General features: G+C 70.6%; 20 protein-coding genes. 11 read left to right on the top strand and 9 right to left on the bottom strand.

Features of this window, described 5'->3' with window-relative positions; all coding sequences use genetic code 11:
* The first annotated feature begins 219 nt into the window (after window positions 1-219).
* The 6 genes from QRX50_RS17290 to QRX50_RS17265 are packed head-to-tail and all read left to right on the top strand — an operon-like array spanning window position 220 to window position 6,628.
* Complete coding sequence (locus tag QRX50_RS17290) at window positions 220-1,539, top strand: MFS transporter (protein WP_285972960.1); 1,320 nt, start codon at window positions 220-222, stop codon at window positions 1,537-1,539.
* A gap of 26 nt (window positions 1,540-1,565) precedes the next feature.
* Window positions 1,566-2,282 carry a GntR family transcriptional regulator gene (locus tag QRX50_RS17285; protein WP_285972959.1) on the top strand — a complete coding sequence of 239 codons (717 nt, stop codon included), beginning with the start codon at window positions 1,566-1,568 and terminating at the stop codon, window positions 2,280-2,282.
* A gap of 5 nt (window positions 2,283-2,287) precedes the next feature.
* Window positions 2,288-3,175, top strand: coding sequence for an isocitrate lyase/PEP mutase family protein (locus QRX50_RS17280; RefSeq protein ID WP_285972958.1), 888 nt, complete (start codon window positions 2,288-2,290; stop codon window positions 3,173-3,175).
* Window positions 3,172-4,584: a dihydroorotase gene (locus QRX50_RS17275; RefSeq protein WP_285972957.1), complete on the top strand. Its 1,413-nt coding sequence runs from the start codon at window positions 3,172-3,174 to the stop codon at window positions 4,582-4,584. The genes QRX50_RS17280 and QRX50_RS17275 overlap by 4 nt, the downstream gene beginning before the upstream one ends.
* Window positions 4,581-5,270, top strand: coding sequence for an isochorismatase family protein (locus tag QRX50_RS17270; RefSeq protein ID WP_285972956.1), 690 nt, complete (start codon window positions 4,581-4,583; stop codon window positions 5,268-5,270). Before QRX50_RS17275 ends, QRX50_RS17270 begins: the two co-directional genes overlap by 4 nt.
* Window positions 5,267-6,628, top strand: coding sequence for an FAD-dependent oxidoreductase (locus tag QRX50_RS17265; RefSeq protein ID WP_285972955.1), 1,362 nt, complete (start codon window positions 5,267-5,269; stop codon window positions 6,626-6,628). The genes QRX50_RS17270 and QRX50_RS17265 overlap by 4 nt, the downstream gene beginning before the upstream one ends.
* 778 nt (window positions 6,629-7,406) lie before the next feature.
* Here the strand turns inward: QRX50_RS17265 and QRX50_RS17260 are convergent.
* Window positions 7,407-7,670, bottom strand: a complete 264-nt coding sequence (locus tag QRX50_RS17260) for a hypothetical protein (protein WP_285972954.1) — start codon at window positions 7,668-7,670, stop codon at window positions 7,407-7,409.
* Between the two features lie 227 nt (window positions 7,671-7,897).
* Here QRX50_RS17260 and QRX50_RS17255 point away from each other — a divergent pair, with 227 nt between their 5' ends.
* From QRX50_RS17255 to QRX50_RS17240, 4 genes are all read left to right on the top strand, one after another.
* Entirely contained in the window at window positions 7,898-9,034 is a 1,137-nt protein-coding gene (locus QRX50_RS17255; RefSeq protein WP_285972953.1) for a metallophosphoesterase, read from the top strand.
* Window positions 9,035-9,702: 668 nt separating this feature from the next.
* Window positions 9,703-10,272 (top strand): DUF998 domain-containing protein, encoded by a 570-nt coding sequence (locus tag QRX50_RS17250; protein WP_285972952.1) that lies wholly within the window; start codon window positions 9,703-9,705, stop codon window positions 10,270-10,272.
* Window positions 10,273-10,286: 14 nt separating this feature from the next.
* Complete coding sequence (locus QRX50_RS17245; RefSeq protein ID WP_285972951.1) at window positions 10,287-11,087, top strand: alpha/beta fold hydrolase; 801 nt, start codon at window positions 10,287-10,289, stop codon at window positions 11,085-11,087.
* Between the two features lie 32 nt (window positions 11,088-11,119).
* On the top strand, window positions 11,120-11,773 hold the full coding sequence (locus tag QRX50_RS17240) for an HAD family hydrolase (RefSeq protein ID WP_285972950.1): 654 nt from the start codon (window positions 11,120-11,122) through the stop codon (window positions 11,771-11,773).
* Here QRX50_RS17240 and QRX50_RS17235 read toward each other — a convergent pair.
* Window positions 11,770-12,225, bottom strand: coding sequence for an NUDIX hydrolase (locus QRX50_RS17235; protein ID WP_285972949.1), 456 nt, complete (start codon window positions 12,223-12,225; stop codon window positions 11,770-11,772). The genes QRX50_RS17240 and QRX50_RS17235 overlap by 4 nt on opposite strands.
* Window positions 12,226-12,335: 110 nt before the next feature.
* On the opposite strand from QRX50_RS17235, the gene QRX50_RS17230 reads away from it, so the two are divergent.
* Window positions 12,336-12,812 (top strand): DoxX family protein, encoded by a 477-nt coding sequence (locus tag QRX50_RS17230; protein ID WP_285972948.1) that lies wholly within the window; start codon window positions 12,336-12,338, stop codon window positions 12,810-12,812.
* Here QRX50_RS17230 and QRX50_RS17225 read toward each other — a convergent pair.
* From QRX50_RS17225 to QRX50_RS17195, 7 genes are all read right to left on the bottom strand, one after another.
* Entirely contained in the window at window positions 12,806-13,402 is a 597-nt protein-coding gene (locus QRX50_RS17225; RefSeq protein WP_285972947.1) for a GTP-binding protein, read from the bottom strand. The two genes, QRX50_RS17230 and QRX50_RS17225, sit on opposite strands and share 7 nt — an antisense overlap.
* Entirely contained in the window at window positions 13,383-13,754 is a 372-nt protein-coding gene (locus QRX50_RS17220; protein ID WP_285972946.1) for a DUF742 domain-containing protein, read from the bottom strand. Before QRX50_RS17220 ends, QRX50_RS17225 begins: the two co-directional genes overlap by 20 nt.
* Window positions 13,751-14,167 (bottom strand): roadblock/LC7 domain-containing protein, encoded by a 417-nt coding sequence (locus tag QRX50_RS17215; protein ID WP_220243702.1) that lies wholly within the window; start codon window positions 14,165-14,167, stop codon window positions 13,751-13,753. Before QRX50_RS17215 ends, QRX50_RS17220 begins: the two co-directional genes overlap by 4 nt.
* Entirely contained in the window at window positions 14,167-16,587 is a 2,421-nt protein-coding gene (locus QRX50_RS17210; protein WP_285972945.1) for a sensor histidine kinase, read from the bottom strand. Before QRX50_RS17210 ends, QRX50_RS17215 begins: the two co-directional genes overlap by 1 nt.
* Before the next feature lie 461 nt (window positions 16,588-17,048).
* Entirely contained in the window at window positions 17,049-17,372 is a 324-nt protein-coding gene (locus QRX50_RS17205; RefSeq protein WP_285972944.1) for a hypothetical protein, read from the bottom strand.
* Window positions 17,373-17,588: 216 nt separating this feature from the next.
* Window positions 17,589-18,755: a kynureninase gene (kynU, locus tag QRX50_RS17200; protein WP_285972943.1), complete on the bottom strand. Its 1,167-nt coding sequence runs from the start codon at window positions 18,753-18,755 to the stop codon at window positions 17,589-17,591.
* A complete protein-coding gene (locus QRX50_RS17195) occupies window positions 18,752-19,417 on the bottom strand; it encodes a transcriptional regulator (protein WP_285972942.1) in 666 nt (221 codons plus the stop codon). The genes kynU and QRX50_RS17195 overlap by 4 nt, the downstream gene beginning before the upstream one ends.
* Window positions 19,418-19,583 lie beyond the last annotated feature (166 nt).

Raw genomic sequence — 19,583 nt, 5'->3', positions numbered from 1 at the left:
GCACCGCCGCCGGGGTGAGCCGCCGTCGACCGTTCGTGGGCGGCAGTTTTCCGGCCAGGGCAACGGATCCGATGCGTTTTGACGACGCCGGCACCCATCGGTGGCCGTCGAGCGCCCGCCGAGTCCTACCTGTCGGCTGCAAACTGTTGACAGCAGACAGGTCGCTACCTATCGTTCTCGCATCCGAGTCCCCCCGGTTCTGCCTGGAAGGCGGAAATCATGGAAAACCGCACGTCAGCGGTCGGTGACACCGCCACCGCCGGCACGGCGGGCGTCGACCGCCGGGTCGTGGCCGCCGGTCTGGTCGGCTCGATCGTCGAGTACTTCGACTTCGGCATCTACGGCTACCTCGCGACCGTGCTCGCCGTCGTCTTCTTCGCCTCCGGTGTCGACCCCACCGCGTCCCTGCTGGCCACGTTGGCGACCTTCGCCGCCGCGTTCGCGCTGCGTCCGCTGGGCGGCCTGATCTTCGGCCACCTCGGCGACCGGCTGGGCCGCAAGCGCATGCTGGCCACCACGGTGCTCGCCATGTGCGCCGCGACGTTCGCCGTCGGCGTGCTCCCCACGTACGCGGCGATCGGCAGCACGGCCGCGTTCCTGCTGGTCACGGCCCGGTGCGTGCAGGGTGTCGCGGCCGGTGGCGAGGTCGGTGGCGCCGCGTCCTACGTCGCCGAGTACGCCCCGGCGCACCGTCGAGGCTTCCTCTGCTCCACTGTCCAGTTCGGCGCGCTCGGCGGCGCGCTGCTCGCGTCGGCCGTGGTCACGACGCTGACGACCGTGCTCACCAAGCAGCAGATGACCGACTGGGGCTGGCGCCTGCCGTTCCTGCTCAGCCTGCCGCTGGGCGCCGTCGGCGTGTGGATCCGGCTCAAGCTCGAAGACTCGAAGCAGTTCCACAACCTGGCCGCCCAGGGTGCGGTCGCGAAAGCGCCGGTGCGAGAGCTGTTCACTTCGCACCGCGGGGCGCTCGTGCGCACGCTCGGCCTGTCGATCCTGCTGTTCGCCCTGTACTACGTGGTCTACGTCTACGCGTCGATCCACTTGCAGCGCGTGGGCGGGTTCAGCCCGAAGCAGGCGTTCTGGTCGACCACCGTCACGCTGATCGTCTCGTGTGCGGCGATGCCGTTCTTCGGCGCGCTGTCCGACCGGATCGGGCGCCGGCCGGTGTTCCTCGGCGCGACGATCGCGACGCTGATCCTGACCGTGCCGGTGTTCATGGTGATGAACGCGGGTCACTACGTGCCGGCACTGCTCGCCCAGATCGTGCTGGGGCTGCCCGAATCCGCGCTGATGGCGGTGGCGTTCTCGACGTTCGCGGAGCTGTTCACCACCCGCGTGCGCTACAGCGGCATCGCGCTCGGGTTCAACCTGGCCAGCACGGCCGTGGGCGGCACCGCGCCCTACATCTGCACCTGGCTGATCGCCCGCACGGGCAGCAGCCTGGCCCCGGCCGGATTCCTGCTCGTGACAGCGTTGATCACACTTGCGGCAGCAGTGCGGATGAAGGAAACCCGCGGCACCGCGCTGCGCGACAGCTGAACCACGACAACCGAAGAAGGCAGGACATGGCGACACCGCCCCCTCTGGAACGACGCACCGACACCTACGCCGGCCGCAGCCTCGACGTGCTGCGCGCCATGGTGCGCGACGGGCAGCTGCAGCCAGGGCAGCGGCTCAACGAGGTCGAGCTCGCCCGCGCGCTCGGCATCAGCCGGGGTCCGCTGCGCGAGGCGATCCAGCGGCTGGCCAGTGAGGGCCTGCTCAACGTCGTCCCCCACCGCGGTGCGTACGTGCGCACGTTCGACGCCGACGAGCTGCGCGACCTCTACGAGCTGCGCACCGCGCTGGAGACCCACGCCGTTCGGCTCGCGGCACGGCGCGCGGACAACGAGGACCTGCGGGACCTCGACGACCTCCTGCGGGCCACCGAGGAGGTCCTGGAGTCCGATGTGGACACCGCGTATCCCGGCGAGCTCGATTTCCACCACCGCGTGGTCGCATTGTCGGGCAACCAGTCCATCCTGCGTGCCTTCGCCGACGCCAACAACCAGATCCAGCTCGCCCGGTCCCGATCCGGGCGCCAGCCGCGCCGGGCCCGCGACGCCTTCAAGGAGCACCGCGAGGTCCTGCGCGCACTCGCCGGCGGCGACGCCGAGCTGGCCGCGCGCCTGATGGACGAGCACCTGCAGCATTCGCTCGAAAACGCCCTGTCCCTGTTCGAAAACACCGTGCCCGACAGCCCGAGCGGGCTCGCGGGCCGGCTGGAAGACGAGGAGTTGTAAGTCCTGTGACAAGCTCTCTGGGTGCCCGGCTGCGCGAGCGGGTGGCGACGCGCGACCAGGCGCCGTTGCTCCTGGCAGGCGCGCCCAACGCGCTCACCGCCCGGGTCGCGGAAGAGACCGGGTTCGAAGCCGTCTACCTCTCCGGCGCCGGGATCACCAACACCTACCTCGGTGCCCCCGACGTCGGCCTGCTGTCGCTGCCGGAGCTGGCGGGCCACGTCGAGGCGACGCGCGACGCGGTCACCCTGCCGCTTGTGGTCGACGCCGACACCGGTTTCGGCAACGCGCTCGGCGTGCAGCGCACCGTGCGCACGCTCGAACGCGCCGGCGCCACCGCGATCCAGCTCGAAGACCAGGTCTCCCCCAAGCGGTGCGGCCACTTCACGGGCAAAGAGGTGATCGAAGCGTCGGAGATGGTCGGGAAAATCCAGGCCGCGGTCGACGCTCGCGCCACCGAGGACTTCCTGATCGTGGCGCGCACCGACGCCCGCGCCGTGGTGGGGCTCACCGCCGCGTGCGAGCGCGCGAACCTCTACCGCGAAGCCGGCGCCGACATCCTGTTCGTCGAGGCGCCCGGTTCACCGGAGGAGCTGGCCGAGATCACGCGGACCGTGCCCGGCCCGCACATCGCCAACATGGTCGAGGGCGGGCTCACGCCCATCCTGCCGCTGGAAGAGCTGCGCACACTGGGTTTCTCGGTCGCCCTCTACGCCAACACGGCCATGCGGGGCGCCGTCGCCGGGATGCGGATCGCGTTGCGCCACCTCAAGGAACACGGCGACACCACCGAGATCGGCGACAAGATCATCAGCTGGGCCGACCGGCAGAACCTGGTGCGCAAGCCGCTGTTCGACGCCCTCGACGAGAAGTACGCGGGAAGGACCACCGAATGAAGCCCTACGATCTGCGACTCCACGACGGCCGGGTCGTGCTGCCCGGCACCGGCCTGAGCGAGGTCGACGTGTGCGTGCGCGACGGGAAGATCGCCGCGATCTGCGCGCCGTCCGACGAGCTGCCCGCCGCCGAGACCGTCGACGTCACCGGCCGCTGGGTCCTGCCCGGCGCCATCGACGCCCACGTGCACCTGGGCCAGGACCTCTCCGTGCCCAAGACCGTGGAGGACGCCGCACTGGAGACGGCTTCGGCCGCGGCGGGCGGCGTCACCACGATGCTGGCGTACCTGATGAGCCCGCAGCCCTACGACGAGCTGTTCCCGGCCGCGCGCGACCTGATGGCCGAGCACGCGCACACCGACTTCGGCTTCCACTTCTGCGTGGTGACGCCCGAGCACATCGAGAACATCGGGCACTACGCGCGTGACCTCGGTGTGTCGAGCTTCAAGGTGTTCACCAACTTCCGCGGCAACGAGGGCGCGTACCTCAACCTGCCCGGCAACGACGACTCGTTCCTCTTCGACGCCCTGCAGGCTGCCGCCGACTCGGGCGCGATGATCGCCCAGCACGCCGAAAACATCGAGCTCGTGTGGCGGCTGCGCGAGCGGCTGAGCAAGGACCCCGACGCCGGCCTGGACGCTTGGCACGCCGTGCGTCCGCCGTATGTGGAGGCCGAAGCCGAGGGCCGGGTCGCTTACTTGGCGAGCGTGGTGGGCGCATCCAGCTACGCGGTGCACGTGACGAGCCGGGAAGCGCTCTCCGCGTTGGAGCGCCAGCGCGCGGAGTACCCCGACGTGTTCGTGGAGACGTGCCCGCACTACCTCACGCTCGGCATCGACTCCGGGCTCGGCTCGCGCGGCAAGGTCAACCCACCGCTGCGTACGCGTGACGACCGGGAAGCGCTGTGGGAGGCCGTGGCCGACGGGCGCGTCGACGTGATCGGCTCCGACCACGTGCCGCGGCATTTCAGCGCGAAAGACAAGGATCTGTGGAGCGCGTCGGCCGGTTTCCCTGGCACGGGCACGCTTTTGCCGCTGCTGCTGAGTGAAGGGCACTTCAACCGGGGTATCCCGGTGGAGCGGCTCGTCGACCTCACTGCCACGCGTCCGGCGCAGCTGTTCGGCCTGTGGCCGCGCAAGGGCGCGATCCGGATCGGCGCGGACGCCGATTTCGCCGTGGTGGACCCGAACCGGCCGAGCACGGTCGCGGCGGCGACCCAGCATTCCGGTGCCGCGTATTCGGTGTGGGAGGGCTGGGAGTCGAAGGTGAGCGTGCAGCACACCATTCTCGGTGGCGAGTTCACCGTGCGCGACGGTGCGGTGCAAGGTCCGCGCGGGCAGTTCCTCGCGCGGCGCAACAGTGGCCGTGCCGCGCTGGCTTTCGGTGCGAAGAAGGAGGTTCCGGCGTGAGCGACCGTCCGTGGTCCGACGTGATCACCGCCGACGACGAGGCTCGCTACGAGGCCGCGGGGTTCGGCAAGCCCGCCGGCTTGGGCGAGCGTCCGGCGTTGCTGATCATCGACGTGCAGTACCGCACCGTCGGGAACTCGCCGAAGCCGTTCTTCGAGTCGGTGGCCGAGGACTACCGCACGAGCTGCGGGCAGGCCGGCTGGGACGCGGTGGCGAACATCAGCCGGTTGCTGACGACGTTCCGCGCCGAGGGCTGGCCGGTGCTCTACCCTTATGTGGCCCCGAAAGCGTCGTACGATTCGGGGCGGCTCGGGGCGAAAGTGCCGTCCATCATGGACGTTCCTTTGCAGGGGTACGAGTTCGTCGCCGAGGTCGCGCCGGCCGAGGGTGACGTGCTGCTGCCGAAGCGGCACCCGAGCGCTTTCTTCGGGACACCGCTGGTGAGTTACCTGATCGACCGGGCGGTGGACACGCTCGTGGTCACCGGCTGCACCACCAGCGGGTGCGTGCGGTCCAGTGTGGTCGATGCGTTCGCGTACAACTTCCGCGTCGCCGTTCCGCACGACGCCGTGTACGACCGCACGCCGACCGTGCACCAGGCCAACTTGTTCGACATGGCGCAGAAGTACGCGGACGTCGCCAGCACGGACCGGATCCTCACCTCGCTTTCGGAGCTCTCGGCATGACGGACGTCGACGTGATCGTGGTCGGGGCCGGCGGTGGCGGCCTCACCGCCGCCCTGGCGGCCCACGACGCGGGCGCCGGCGTGGTCGTGCTGGAGAAGGCCGAGCACGCAGGCGGGAACACCGCGTTGTCCACGGGTTCCGTCCCCGGCGCCGGCACGCGCTTCCAGGCCGCGGCAGGCATCGACGACTCGGCCTCCCGCCTCGCGACGGACCTGCTCGCCCAGTCCGGCAGCCACGACGCCGACGACCTGGCCCGCCTGCTCGCCACGGGTTCGGCCGCGCTGGTGGAGTGGCTGATCGACACGCACGGCGTCGACCTGCGCTTGATCACCGACTACAAACACGTCGGCCACTCCGTGCCGCGGCTGCACGCCCCGCCTTCACGCAAGGGCCGCGACCTCGTCGCCGACCTGCTGCGCGCGGTGCGGGCGACGGACACCGAGGTGCTCGTGCACACACCGGTGGCCGCGCTGCTCCACGACGACGAGGGCCGCGTCACCGGCGTGCGCGTCTCCGGCCCGCGCAGTGGCACTTACGACATCACCTCCCATGCCGTCGTGCTGGCCGGCAACGGTTTCGCAGCCAACCGCGACCTGCTGCGCGAGTGGGCCCCGGCCATCGCCGGCTTCGAGTACTTCGGCTCCCACAGCAGCACGGGCGAATCGCTGCAGTGGGCCCTGGACCTGGGTGCCCGGCTGGGCAACCCGACGGCTTACCAGGGTTACGCGGCCGTCGCCTACCCCCACGGCTCCATCACGTCGTGGACCACGGTGGAAATGGGCGGCGTCCTCGTGAACGGCGCCGGCCAACGCTTCGGCGACGAATCCCGCGGCTACTCCGGCTACGCCGACGCCGTGCTCGGCACACCCGGCCCCTGGCACGTCGTCTTCGACACGACGATCCGCGACTACGTGGCCGGCCACGAGCAGGAGTTCGCGGAACTCGTCGCCCTGGGCGGCGCCCGCGAATGCGCGACGGTAGCGGACCTGGCCACCTTCTGCGGCGTCTCCCGTTCCGCCCTCACCACCACCCTGGCTTCCGCCGCATCGGCGGCCTCCGGCGACACCAAGGACACCTGGGGCCGCACCGATTGGGGCTTCGGCCCGCTGCACCCGCCCTACGTCGCCGTCCGCTCCGTGCCCGGCCTCTTCCACACCCAGGGCGGCCTCCTCGTCGACGCCCACGCCCGCCCGACCACTGACACCGGCCCCATCCCGGGCCTCTACGCCGTCGGCGGCGTCGCCACCGGCATCAGCGGCCACACCGGCGGCGCCGGCTACAGCTCCGGCAACGGCCTCCTATCCGCCCTCGGCCTCGGCCACCTCGCCGGCACCCACGCCGGGTCCCTGGCGCGATGAGGAGTTGCTGCGTGGTGCGGAGTCGCCCTGCGGTGTGAAGTTCCCCCGCAGTGTGAGGTCCCCCGCGGTGTGAGGTTCCCCCGCGGTGCGGAGCTGCCCCGCGGTGCGGAGTTCCCCTCCGGCGCGAAGCTGCCCTGCGGCGCGAAGCTGCCCTGCGGCGCGAAGTTCCCCCGCAGTGTGAGGTCCCCCGCGGTGTGAGGTTCCCCCGCGGTGCGGAGCTGCCCCGCGGTGCGGAGTTCCCCTCCGGCGCGAAGCTGCCCTGCGGCGCGAAGCTGCCCTGCGGCGCGAAGTTCCCCCGCCCTGCCGAACTGCCCTACGGCGCGAAGCCGCCCCGCGGGCGCGAAGTTCCCCCGCCCTGCCGAACTGCCCTACGGCGCGAAGCCGCCCCGCGGGCGCGAAGTTCCCCCGCCCTGCCGAGCCGCCCTACGGCGCGAAGCCGCCCCGCGGGCGCGAAGTTCCCCCGCCCTGCCGAACTGCCCTACGGCGCGAAGCCGCCCCGCGGCACCGAGCCGCCCTCGGATGCCATGCCGCCCTGCGGTTCCTCGCGCCCGCCCGGCCGGCCCGGTCGCGTAGCCGGGCCATCGCGAACCTCGGCTGGGAGCAGTGGAGACCTTCCGGCCGTCTCACCGTCTTCCCTACCTCACCTCTCGATGTGCACCACCTCCACCACCCCTCGTGACGCAGCCCGTAGCGAACGATTGCCCAAGACTCGCGCGATACTCCTGTGTGGACAGTGCAGCCGGCCACACTGTCCACAAGAGAGCGCCCGCACCAGGAACTAAGTGACCCACCTCCATTCGTGGCGGCCAGGCGTGAGGATTTCCGTCGCCAGGTGGGCTTGGGTGGCGGAGAGGAAACCGGCGAGGTAGGCGAGCCCGGCGGCGGTGATGATGTCGATGGTGCCGTTGCGGAGAGCGGTGAGGGTGGTCGGCAGGTGGGCAGCGAGGGCGGCGTGAAGAGCCGAGACAGCTTCGGTTTCAGCGTGGGACAGGGCTAGACGTCGGGAGATCTCGGTGGCCGTGTGAGCAGTGGAGGACTTCATGTCAAAAACTGTATCGAACACCTGATCGACAACGCAGTCGCTGAATCGGGTGGTCTCGGCGCGGTCACCGGATCAGCGGCGACAACGCGACTGACCCACTTCGAGTCGGCCACGGGACTCGACCGACCCGGTTCGGTTCGACTCGGCCAGCCCTAACAGCCCATTGGGCCGTTAGCCCACGAGTCCGGCTACTCTGGGTAGACCATGTCGAAGGGATGGCGACCGTGATGCGTCGGGTTCGTCGGGCGGCCGCCCTGGTTGCTGCGTTGCTGTTGTTGTTCGGGGAGCCCTGGTCGGTGTTCGTGCTGTTGCCGGGGTGGCCGGTGGCGGGGACGGTCGCGGGGACGGTGGTGTTCGCGGGCGCGATGGTGGCGTTCCCGGTGCTGATGTTCCAGGGCCACGGGCCGCGGCAGAGTGATGCGGCGGCGCGGGCCGGGGACGTCATGCTGGGGACCGTCTGGGTGCTGTTCACGTGGAGCGTCCTCGGGCACGTGTTGCGGCTGGCGCTGCTGGCCGCGGGTGTCGACGACCCGGCGCGCCCGCGGATCGTGGCGGCGGCGAGCCTGGCGGTGTCGGTGGTGCTGCTCGTGGTCGGCAACCGGGTCGCGATGCGAGTGCCGCCGGTGAAGGAAGTGGACGTGGTGATCCCGCGGCTGGGCGCGGGCGTCGACGGGTTGCGCATCGCCGTCATCACCGACACGCACTACGGCCCCCTCGACCGCACCAAGTGGTCGGAAAAGCTGGTCGCCGCGGTGAACCGGCTGCAGGCCGACGTCGTCTGCCACGCGGGCGACCTCGCCGACGGGTCGGTCGCCAAGCGCCGCAAGCAGGTCGACCCCCTGGGCGGCGTCCAGGCCGGCCTCGGGCGCTTCTACATCACCGGAAACCACGAATACTTCGGCGAAGCGCAGGCCTGGCTCGACCACATGGCGAGCCTCGGCTGGGACACCCTGCACAACCGCAGCACCCTCGTCGAACGCGGCGGCGACCGCATTCTCTTCGCCGGCATCGACGACCCCACCGGCGCGGCCTCCGGACTGCCCGGCCACGGCCCCGACCTGCCCGCCGCCCTCGCCGGCGCGGATCCCGACGTCCCCGTCGTCCTCCTCGCCCACCAGCCCAAACAGGTCAGGCAGGCCCGCGAAGCCGGCGTCGACCTGCAGATCTCCGGACACACCCACGGCGGCCAGATCTGGCCCTTCCACCTGCTCGTCCGGCTCGACCAGCCCACTCTCTCCGGCCTCACCCCCCACGGCCCCCGCACCCAGCTCTACAACAGCCGTGGTTCGGGCTTCTGGGGTCCGCCGTTCCGCGTGTTCGCCCCCAACGAGATCAGCCTCCTCACCCTCCGCCGCGCAGCCTGACCGGGCGAGCAACACCACGCCGGACGAGCCCTTCGGCCAGACCGGCAACCCGCCACGCGGACTGACCGGCGCGGGCCCGCCGACCCCGACCAGGCGCGCGAGCTGAACATCACCGACTCTCGACCACCCGGACCCGGCCAACGTCAGGCCGGACGAGGACTTCGGCCCGACCCCCGCGACCCACCGCGCCACCCCGACCATCCCCGCCCGCGCCGACCTCAACCCGACTACCAGGCCCGACCTGAACCCCCGGGCCGTTAGGCCAGGCAAGGACTTCGGCCCGACCCCAGGAACCCACCGGGCCACCCCGACCATCCCCACCCCCGCCGACCTCAACCCGGCCACCCAGGCCCGGCGTGAACCCCGACCGCCAGGCCAGCGCGAGCGCTTCGGCCCGACCGGCGATCGTCTCGTCACCCGGCGGGCCCGTCTTCGCAGACCGCAATCCCGGCCAAGCGCCGCCGACCGCCCTGACCCGAGCAACGCCAAGCCCCGGATAGCGCTCAGGCACGCCGCACGCGACCTCGTCACGCCCAGCCTCGTCTCACTTCACCCGCGCTGACCTCCCACCATCTCCCACCGACTAATTTTTTTGTCTTGACGACAATAACCATCGGTGACAGCCTTCTCCACGACAAACGCAATCGAGGTGCCGAGAGAAGCCCGCCATGACCACCGTCGAACAGAGACCGGCCACCCAACCGAGAAGCACCGACAAAACCCCGCTCACAGCAGGAATCGCGGCCGGACCCGTCTACCTCGTGACCGCCCTCGCCCAAGCCCTCACCCGCCCCGGGTTCGACCCCGCGCGGAGCGACGTCAGCCTTCTCGCCATCGGGCCCGGCGGCTGGATCCAAGTGGCCAACTTCGTCGTCACCGGCCTGCTCGTCATCGCCTGCTCAGTAGGGCTCAAGAGCAGGCTGATCGCCACCTTCGGCGCCGGCCTGATCGCCGCCGGGATCTTCGTGGCCGACCCCGCCAACACGGCGATCAGCTGGCACGGAGCGCTCCACATCGTCACGGCCGGCATCGGCTTCCTCGCCTTCACCGCCGCGTGCCTCGCCCGCAAATCGCTCTACTCCCGTGTCACCGGCATCGCGTTCCTCGCCGGGTTCGCCGGCGTCGCCACCGGATCGACCAGCCCGGCGGTGGTGATCGGGTTCTGGGTGGCCGTCGCGCTCGCGTTCGCCTGGCTCGCCGTGACAGCGGTCCAGACCAAGCGCACCATCAACCACTGAAGGAGGCAAAACCCATGCCCACCACGATTTCCGCCGACGGCACCACCCTCGGCTACACCCGCCTCGGCACCGGGCCTTCGCTCGTGCTCGTCGACGGGGCGATGTGTTACCGCGGCTCGACGCCCAACGACGCCATCGCGAAAGAGCTCGCCGGCCGCTTCACCGTCTTCACCTTCGACCGCCGCGGCCGGGGCGAGAGCGGGAACACGCTGCCCTACGACGTGGAGCGCGAAGTGGAAGATGTCGCCGCCATCGTCAAGGAAGCGGGCGGCGAAGCCGGTCTCTTCGGGATCTCCTCGGGAGCAGTGCTCGCACTCGAAGCGGCCCACCGCGGCTTGCCGACGAACAAGCTCGCCGTGTACGAGCCGCCGTTCGTCGTCGACGGGTCACGCAAGCCCCTCGAACGCGACTACACCGAGAAGCTCGAGCAGGCCGTCGAAAACGACAACCGGGCGGAAGCCGTCCGCCTCTTCATGCGCGTCGGCGTCGAACTGCCCGCCCCCATGGTCGCGATGATGCGCCTCATGCCGGCCTGGCCGAAGCTCAAGCGAGTCGCCCACACCCTCCCCTACGACAACGCCGTGATGGATGGTTACCAGGCCGGCCGACCCCTCCCGGAAGGACGCTGGTCCGGCATCGCCGCGCCGACACTCGTCATCGACGGCGGCAAGAGCCCCCAGTGGATGCGTACCGGCGTCTCACAGCTCGCCCAGGCGCTGCCGGGCGCCACCTACCGCACCCTCCCGGGCCAGACCCACCTCGTGAAGGCCAAGGCCCTCACCCCCGTGCTTGCGGAGTTCTTCACACCTCGCTGACACCGCGACAAGCCGTACGGCAAGCTGACCGGGTGGCCACGCGAGCGCTGATCTTCGACTTCGACGGAACGCTGGCCGACACCGAAGCCGCGGTGCTGCAGTCGTGGCAGGAAATGTTCCGCGACCACGGCACGGAGCTCCCGCTGGAGGTCTGGCACACGGTGATCGGCACGCAGAACACGGCGGCCACGATGTTCGAACTGCTGGCGCAACGCGTCGCGAACATCGACCCCGAGCAGCTGCGCCCGGGGATGCGCGCCCGCGTCCACCAGCTGCTGGAAGCCGAGGGCCCGCGCGAAGGCGTGCTCGGCTACCTCGACGAAGCCGCGAACCGGAACCTCAAGCTCGGCGTCGCGTCCAGCTCGTCCGGCACCTGGGTCCACGGCCAGCTGGCCCGCCTCGGCCTCGCCGAACGGTTCGGCTCCGTCGAGACCGGGGACCGCCACGCGGCCAAGCCGCGCCCCGACACCTACCTCGCCGCGCTGGCCACGCTCGACGTCCCGGCCGACCAGGCGATCGCCTTCGAGGACTCACCCCACGGCGTCAGCGCCGCCAAGGCCGCCGGCATCCCGACGGTCGCCGTGCCGAACGCCATCACCACCGTGCTCGACTTCGGCCACGCCGACCTGGTGCTGCCGTCATTCACAGCCAAACCGCTGGCCGAGGTCCTCGACCTGTTGGGCTAGACCACTTCGGACAGCCGGTCGAGGAACGCCCGCTGCCCCTTCACGAGCTTCACCCGCGCGGTTTCCAGCCCGAACCACTCGACGCGGTCCACCTCCGGGAACTCCTGCTTGCGCCCCGAGCGCGGCGGCCACTCCAGCTCGAAGGTTCCCGGCACGACCACCGCCGGGTCCAGGTCCGCCTCCACGGCCCACGCCGTGACGACCTTGCCCGACTGCCGCACGTCGCCCAGGGGGAGCCAGGAGCCGTCGGGCGCAGGCAGGCCGAGCTCCTCCGCGAACTCGCGCCGCGCGGCGGCCACCGGCTCCTCGCCGTCCTCGAGCTCGCCCTTGGGCAGCGACCACGCCGCCTCGTCCTTCTTCGCCCAGAACGGCCCGCCCATGTGCGCGAGCAGCACCTCGACCTCGTCGCGCCGGCGGAAGAGCAGCAGCCCGGCGCTGTGTTTGGCAGCCATCGCGACAGTCTGCCGGAACCGTCCGAAAAAAGTTTCCGCACCCGTGTCGATCCGCGGCGAGCCCGCTCGACGCATCGGCAAAAGGGAAAAACACTCGGAGGGAACCGGAAATGACCACCATCACCCGCACCCAGGCCGCCACTTCCACCGCGTCCACCGCGTCGGCCACGAAGCCGCAGCTCGTCGAGCGCGTCCGCCCGATCGTGCTGGGCCTGTTCCGGGTCGTCACGTCGGCCCTGTTCCTGATCCACGGCCTGGCCGGCTTCGGTTTCTTCGGTGGCATCGACGGCCACGGCGGGGCCATGCCGTTCGGCAGCTTCCCCGGCTTCTGGGCCAGCGTGATCGAGGTTGTCGGCGCCGTGCTGATCCTGCTGGGCGTGGCGACGCGACCGGCCGCGATCGTGCTGTCCGGCGTGATGGCCTACGCCTACTTCACCGTCCACGCGCCGATGGGCCTGCTGCCGATGCAGAACATGGGCGAGCCGGCCGCGCTGTACTCGTGGATCTTCCTGACGATCGCCTTCACCGGCCCGGGCGCCTTCGCCCTGGGCAACCTGCGCCGCCGAGCCGGGAAAGCCCGTCAGTAGCCCGCAGCCGCCAGGTCGTTGTGCTTCATCACGTGCTCCATGAGGATCGTCAGCACCTGCTTGGTGGACTCCCGCTCACGGGCGTCGCACAGCAACAAGGGAACGTCCGGGTCGAGGTCCAACGCGGCCCGGACTTCTTCCGTGCCGTAGCGGTACGCGCCGTCGAAGCAGTTCACGCCCACGATGAACGGCAGGCCGCGCCGCTCGAAGAAGTCCACCGCGGCGAAGCACGATTCCAGCCGCCGCGTGTCGGCCAGCACCACGGCGCCCAGCGCGCCCTCGGCCAGCTCGTCCCACATGAACCAGAACCGGTCCTGCCCGGGCGTGCCGAACAGGTAGAGGATCAGTTCGGAGTTGATCGTGATGCGACCGAAGTCCAGCGCGACGGTGGTGGTGGTCTTCTGCTCCACGCCCGAGAGGTCGTCGACACCTTCGGAAGCGGTGGTGATCACCTCTTCCGTGCGTAGCGGGGGGACCTCGCTGACCGACCCGACCATCGTTGTCTTGCCGACCCCGAACCCGCCGGCGATCAGCACTTTGACCGCGGTCGCGGTCAGCGCGCGCCGGGGTTCAGAGTTTCCGGATGCCATCGAGAACCGCCTGGAGTACGTGTTTGTTCGGGGCTTCGGTCGGTGGTGCCGCGGTGCGGAACAGCACCAGGTTCTGCTCGATCAGATCACTCAGCAGAACCTTCACCACAGGCAGGGGCAGGTCCACGTGCGCGGCCACCTCGGCGACCGACGTCGGTTTCTGGCACAGGCTCAGGATCTGCGCGTACTCCGGCTCGATCGCGGCCACCTCGCGCGCGGTCCGCATGGCGACCACGAGCGTGATCAGGTCCAGCCCGAGCGTGTCCGAGCGGGTGCGCCCGCCCGTGACGGCGTAGGAGCGGACCAGCGGCCCGGCCTCGTCGTCGAACCAGGACTCGTGCCGGCCGCTCATGGCGAGGTCCGCTGGACCACTCCGGCCCGCGGTGCCGCCGTGAGCACCGCGCCGACCCGCTTCACCATCAGGTTCATCTCGTACGCCACGAGCCCCATGTCCGCGTCGGCGCTCGCCAGCAGCGCGAGGCACGCGCCGCGGCCGGCGGCCGTCACGAAGAGGAACGCGTGGTCCATCTCCACCATCGTCTGCCGCACGTTGCCGCCGCCGAAGTGGCGCCCGGTGCCCCTCGCGAGGCTCTGGAACGCCGAAGCGACGGCCGAAAGGTGCTCACCGTCCTCTTCGGACAGGTTGCTCGACCGGCCGATCAGCAGCCCATCGGACGAGAGCACCACTGCCCGCTCGGCACCGGCGACCCGCTTGACGAGGTCGTCGAGCAACCAGTCGAGCTCGTTGACGCCGTTGTTGGCCATCAGTCGCGATCTCCGTACCTGTTGTCGTCGTAGTCGACTTCCGTCTCCCGGGCGCGCCGGGTGCCCTGCTGGAACGCCGTGAGGCGGTTGCGGGCGAGTTCCGGCGTGTCCTCCCGGGCGTCCTGGAGCTCGTGCGCCGGGCGGTCCTCGCGCAGCTGGGGCACGAGGTTCTGCTGACGCCGGCGCTGGGGCAGCGGCGGACGTCCGGGGGCTTCCGGCCGGTAGGGCTGCTGCGGCCGGCCGTTCTCCGGCGCGGGCCGCGGCTCGTGCGCGGGCCACGCCGGCTGGGGCGGACGAGGCGGCCGGGCGGTGCGCGGCGGAGCGGGCTGCTCGACCGGCGGCGCAGGCGGTTCGTACGCGGGCTGTTCCACCGCCGCGACCGGAGCCGCTTCGGGGCGCAACCGCGCGGCTCGCCGGCCGACGCGGCTCAACCGCACCGGGTCCTGCACCGGCTGTTCGGGCACCGGCACCAAGGCCGGTTCCTCGGCGACGTCCGGCGTCGCCTCGCTCAGCGGGGCCAGCAGATCCCTGCGCACCAGCACGATCGCGCGGGTGCCGCCGTAGGCCGACTCCCGCAGGTGCACGGAGATGCCGTGGCGCGACGCGAGCCGCGCGACCACGAACAGGCCCAGCCGGGGCTCGTCCGACAGCGCCATGATCCCGAAGTCCGGCGGGTCGGCGAGCATCGCGTTGAACTCGTCGGCCTGTTCCTTCTCCAGCCCGAGGCCCTGGTCCTCGACCTCGATCACCACGCCCTTGCCGACGACGTTGCCGCGCAGCTCGACGCGCGCCTCGGGCGGCGAGAACGACGTCGCGTTGTCGATCAGCTCCGCCAGCAGGTGCACGAGGTCGCCGACCACCGGGCCGCGCACGGCCACCGAAGGCAGCGCCGCCGTCTTCACACGCGAGAAGTCCTCGGTCTCGGCCGCCGCGCCACGCACCAGCTCGGCCAGGCCGACGGGGTTGCGCCACTGCCGGCCGGGCTGCCCGCCGCCGAGGATGATCAGGTTCTCGGCGTTGCGGCGGGCGCGCGTGGAGAGGTGGTCGAGCTGAAAGAGCGTGTCCAGCTGGTCCGGGTCCTCCTGCTTGCGCTCGGCCGCGTCGAGCACCTTCAGCTGCCGGTGCACGATCACCTGGCTGCGGTGGGCGATGTTGAGGAACACCGTCTTGGTGCCCTCCCTCGTCTTCGCCTCTTCGACGGCCGCGGCGATGGCCGCCTGCTGCGCCTTGTTGAACGCCTCGGCGACCTCGCCGATCTCGTCGTCACCGTGGTCGAGGAAGTGCCCGCCCTCTTCGAGGTCCACGGGCTCGCCCGCCCGCACGCGCTCCACCAGCTCCGGCAGCCGGACCTCGGCCGCGTCGAGCGTGTCCTCCCGCAGCCGCGCGAGGCGCGCGATGAACCGGCGCGACAGGCGCAGCGCGATGAGCACCACGATGATCGCGAGGAGCACCGCGGCGGCGCCCGCGATGATCGAGTTGGTGAGGGTGGTGTCGGCATCGGCGATCGCCGCGTTGGTGGCGGCCGAGCTCTGCGTCACGAACATCGTCATCAACGTCGTGGCGACCTGGTGCGCGGCGTCGCGCCACTGCTGCTGCGGCACCGGCAGCTGCTTTTCGCCCGCCAGGAACGCGTTTTCGACCTGGGTGACGGTGCGCCAGTCCGGCCCGGCCACGAGCTTGTCGTAGCTCGCGCGCACCTGCGGCAGCATCTGTGGCACGGACTGTTCCAGCTGCGCGTGGTAGGCGCCGATCTGCCCGATGTACGCGCGCTGATCGTCACCGCTCAGGCCGCCCGAGGCGAGCCCGGCGGCCGAGAGGGCGTCGCTGCGCTGCATCTCCTCGGCGGCGTTGAAGATCGGGATCGCCGACAGCCGCGCGAACGCGTTCTCCGCGCCGCGCGCGGCCTGCGCGAGCCCGGCGACGCCCTGCGTGAACTGGTCGATGATCTGGTTGTAGAAGGTGAACGTCTGCAGCAGCGGCAGCTGCCCCGCGTCCACCTGCTGGCGCACCTGCGGCACCTTCGAGTACAGCCCGGCGAACGTGGTGATGTTCTGCTTCACGCTCGCGGGCACGGTGTTGTCGTCGGCGAAGTTGCCTTCGAGGATCGAGCTGATCTGCGCGGCCGCCGCGTCGGTCTTGGGCCGCGCGGCCTGCAGCGCCTGACGCGCGTCGGCCTGTCCGGCCAGCAGGCTCATCGACAGCTGCCGCTCCTGCTCGGCGGCGAGGATGAACGGGATGCCCGGGCCTTCCGAGGTGCGGATCTTCTGCGCGTAATCCCGCGCCTGCAGGGCGTCGGTGATCAGGTAGCCGGCGAGCGCGACGCCGACGAGCAGGAGAGCAAGACTCGGAATCAACGCGATCGCGAGCACGCGTGACCGAATCGACGAGCCGCGGCTGCGACGAACAGAATTCTGCTTCACCGTGGTCCGTTTTCCTTCCGGCAGTACAAGGTATTCGGGTCTCCCAGGGTTTTCCCACCCGGTTCCGACCAGCCGGATCAACTCACCGTGGTCCATCGCCCGCGACGACGTTAGGCAGGCCGGAGAGCAACGTCAAGTCCGGATGCGAAACGTGATCACGTTCTGGTGAGTCACTCACAACTCCCAGCAGGGCTTTGGAAAATCCGCCACGGGATGGGTGAGCTTCGTCGCAGGAGGAATGGGCCGGACGGCGGTGCCAGCGTGACCTGCGGCGCGCTATTCGCGAGGTGAACGGCGTGTGAGGAAGCCGAAATCATTCGGTGAGGTCGATCACGGAACGCGCGGACGGTCCGTGACGATCACCCTACGCGCGGCCCTTGGCTCCACGCGAGAACGAAAAGGCGTGAAATGGACTACACGGGCCGCGGAATCGCTGCCCGCATCGGCGCGATTACCACTTTTCAGCGCCGAACGCCGTTCGGACGCGAGCCGCCGTCGCGGTGCAGGACCAAGCGCGGCACGTCGGGCCAGTCGAGGTCGTCTTCGTGGCCTGCCTCGCGAGCCGCGCCGCCGCGCCGGCCGCGGCGGACGAGATCGTGCAGAATCTCCCGGCACGCCCAGCCGAGCACGACCACGGAGCAGACCAGCACCAGCACGAGCACGGACTCCACCGGGAAGCGCACGAACAGGTCGCCGAATTCGGCGAGCAGAATTCCGATGATCACCCCGACCAGGAGTGTGCCGACATACGAAAGTGACACCTCGCGAACCCGTGCGCCGGCCATCGCCGCCCCCTTCGCCCGGCAACCGCGCCGACGTTTCCCTTGCCGCACGTGCCCGGGATCGCGCCGGTCCGCGGTACGCCCACCAGCGGAAAAGCAAGGTCCGATCATAGCGGGCAACCACGCGGAACTGCCCCGGTCGCTCACCCGAAGGGGCTATTGGTGCAGCCATTCAGCCGCGAAACCACGATTCTCCGTGAATTCGGTTCGCCTTTTCGTTCAGCTCAGCTCACGCAAGGCCGTGACGGCGCGCAGCACTTCCGCGTATCGCGTGTAGAGCGGCGCGAGCCCGAACCGCAGCACGTCGGGTGGGCGGAAATCGCCGAGCACGCCGCGTTCGTGCAACGCCGCCATGGTCCGTTGCGCGTCCGGTACGCGCACCGAGATCTGGTGGCCGCGGGCGTGGTCGCGCGGCGTCGGGACGTCGGCGCCGGGCAGCAGTTCGTCGAGGCAATGCAGGAAGAAATCGCCCAGTGCCAAGCCTTTCGCCCGTAACACGGCGAGATCGACGTCGTCCCACACGTCCAGCGCGGCGTCGAGCGCGAGCAGCGACAGGATGTCCGGAGTACCCGCGCGCGCCCGCGAAATCCCCGCGCCCGCGCGATAGCCGGCCTCCATCGCGAACGGATCGGCGTGCCCGGCCCAGCCCGCGAGCGGTTGGTCGAAGGACTCCTGCCACCGGCTCGCGACGTAGACGAACGCGGGCGCGCCCGGGCCGCCGTTGAGGAACTTGTAGGTGCAGCCCACCGCGTAGTCGACCTCGTGCTCGTCGAGCCGCACCGCGATCGCGCCGACGCTGTGGCAGAGGTCCCAGACCACGGCGGCGCCGGCCGCGTGCACGGCGGCGGTGATCGCACCCATGTCGTGCAGCCGGCCCGACACGTAGTCGACGTGGTTCACGAGCACCGCGGCTGTCTCCTCACCGCAAGCGGCGGGCAGCTCGGCGACCGGCACGCGCCGCACGGCGTGTCCGGTGAGGCGCCCGACCTGCGTGGCGACGTAGCCGTCGGTCGGGAAGGTCGCGGCGTCGAGCAGGATCTCGCCGCGGCCCGGGTTCGCGCGCACGGCCGCGACGAGCACCTTGAACAGGTCGACGCTCGTCGAGTCGGCGACCACGACCTGCCCGGGCGCGGCGCCGACGAGCGGCGCGATCCGCTCGCCGACTCGCTCCGGCGCGTCCCACCAGCCGTCGGTCCACGAGCGGATCAGCCGGCCGCCCCACTGCTCGCGGACCACGTCGGCGAGCCGCTGCGCGACGTGCCGCGGCGGGGCGCCGAGGGAATTGCCGTCGAAGTACGCGACGGCCGGGTCGAGGTCGAACTCGGCGCGCTTGGCGGCCAGCGGGTCGGCGGCGTCGAGGGCGGCCGCTTCTTCGGCGAGGGTCATGCCGGGAACTCGTCGACGAGGGTGTTCCAGAACATCAGCTCGTAGCTCTGGAACAGCCGGGCGTAGGTGCGCGCGGTGTCCGAGTCGAGCCGGCCGGCGTCGAGCCCGGCCTGGATCGCGGCCAGCGCCTGCTCTTCAATTTCCGGGACGTCGGCGGCGAAGAAGTCGAAGAACGCGCACGCGTCGTCGTCGAATCCGTAGTGCTCACGCATCCCTGCGGCGATGGCGGCGCAGTACCGGCCCCACGCGGCGAAGTTCGCGAAGATCGCGATAGCGACTTCAGCCGCTTCGCCATTCAGCGCCAGCCACGCGAAATACGCGGGGTACGCCTGACAGCCCGCGCGCGGCAGCTCGGTCCCCGGGTCGTCTCCGGCGGCGGCCGCCAACGCGTCGAGTTTTCCCAGCGCGAGCTGCTCCCCCGGCGCGAGTCCGCCGAAGAACTCGCGCGCCCGCGGTTCGTCGGTGCGCGCGGCCAGCGCGTGGAAGCTGCGCCAGTCACTGCGCACGATCCACCGTTCCTCGGCGGCGATCGCGGCGAACACCGCCCGCGGCGCGGAGCCGGACGCGACGAGCGGCACGAGCCGGTTGTCGTCGTCGCGCGGTGCGAGCTCGCGCTGGATTGCGGCCAGCAGTTCCCGAGCGGACTGATCTCGAGCGGGCACAGGCTCTCCTTCGGTGGGGGCTTCCATTCAAGCAGGATCCGCTGAAGTGGATCTTTTCCTCGGCCGGTGGGGAATCGACCGTTTTGCGTAGTTCACGGTCAGGCCCACGCAGGCCCGCAGTGGCCGCGATTCTCTATCCACACCGGCCGGGAGCCCCTACAGTGGT

It is taken from the genome of Amycolatopsis sp. 2-15 (genome assembly GCF_030285625.1).
GTDB lineage: Bacteria > Actinomycetota > Actinomycetes > Mycobacteriales > Pseudonocardiaceae > Amycolatopsis > Amycolatopsis carbonis.
The sequence above is the reverse complement of the archived record's forward strand: the minus strand, read 5'-3'. Positions and strand labels throughout refer to the sequence as shown.

Bases quoted from the DNA above. Each gene is read 5' to 3' on its own strand.
- QRX50_RS17285 (WP_285972959.1), top strand. From the start codon at position 1,566: ATGGCGACACCGCCCCCTCTGGAACGACGCACCGACACCTACGCCGGC.
- QRX50_RS17245 (WP_285972951.1), top strand. From the start codon at position 10,287: ATGCCCACCACGATTTCCGCCGACGGCACCACCCTCGGCTACACCCGC.
- QRX50_RS17235 (WP_285972949.1), bottom strand. From the start codon at position 12,225: ATGGCTGCCAAACACAGCGCCGGGCTGCTGCTCTTCCGCCGGCGCGAC.
- QRX50_RS17265 (WP_285972955.1), top strand. From the start codon at position 5,267: ATGACGGACGTCGACGTGATCGTGGTCGGGGCCGGCGGTGGCGGCCTC.
- QRX50_RS17260 (WP_285972954.1), bottom strand. From the start codon at position 7,670: ATGAAGTCCTCCACTGCTCACACGGCCACCGAGATCTCCCGACGTCTA.
- QRX50_RS17215 (WP_220243702.1), bottom strand. From the start codon at position 14,167: ATGGCCAACAACGGCGTCAACGAGCTCGACTGGTTGCTCGACGACCTC.
- QRX50_RS17225 (WP_285972947.1), bottom strand. From the start codon at position 13,402: ATGGCATCCGGAAACTCTGAACCCCGGCGCGCGCTGACCGCGACCGCG.
- kynU (WP_285972943.1), bottom strand. From the start codon at position 18,755: ATGACCCTCGCCGAAGAAGCGGCCGCCCTCGACGCCGCCGACCCGCTG.
- QRX50_RS17255 (WP_285972953.1), top strand. From the start codon at position 7,898: ATGCGTCGGGTTCGTCGGGCGGCCGCCCTGGTTGCTGCGTTGCTGTTG.
- QRX50_RS17290 (WP_285972960.1), top strand. From the start codon at position 220: ATGGAAAACCGCACGTCAGCGGTCGGTGACACCGCCACCGCCGGCACG.
- QRX50_RS17250 (WP_285972952.1), top strand. From the start codon at position 9,703: ATGACCACCGTCGAACAGAGACCGGCCACCCAACCGAGAAGCACCGAC.
- QRX50_RS17230 (WP_285972948.1), top strand. From the start codon at position 12,336: ATGACCACCATCACCCGCACCCAGGCCGCCACTTCCACCGCGTCCACC.
- QRX50_RS17205 (WP_285972944.1), bottom strand. From the start codon at position 17,372: ATGGCCGGCGCACGGGTTCGCGAGGTGTCACTTTCGTATGTCGGCACA.
- QRX50_RS17220 (WP_285972946.1), bottom strand. From the start codon at position 13,754: ATGAGCGGCCGGCACGAGTCCTGGTTCGACGACGAGGCCGGGCCGCTG.
- QRX50_RS17275 (WP_285972957.1), top strand. From the start codon at position 3,172: ATGAAGCCCTACGATCTGCGACTCCACGACGGCCGGGTCGTGCTGCCC.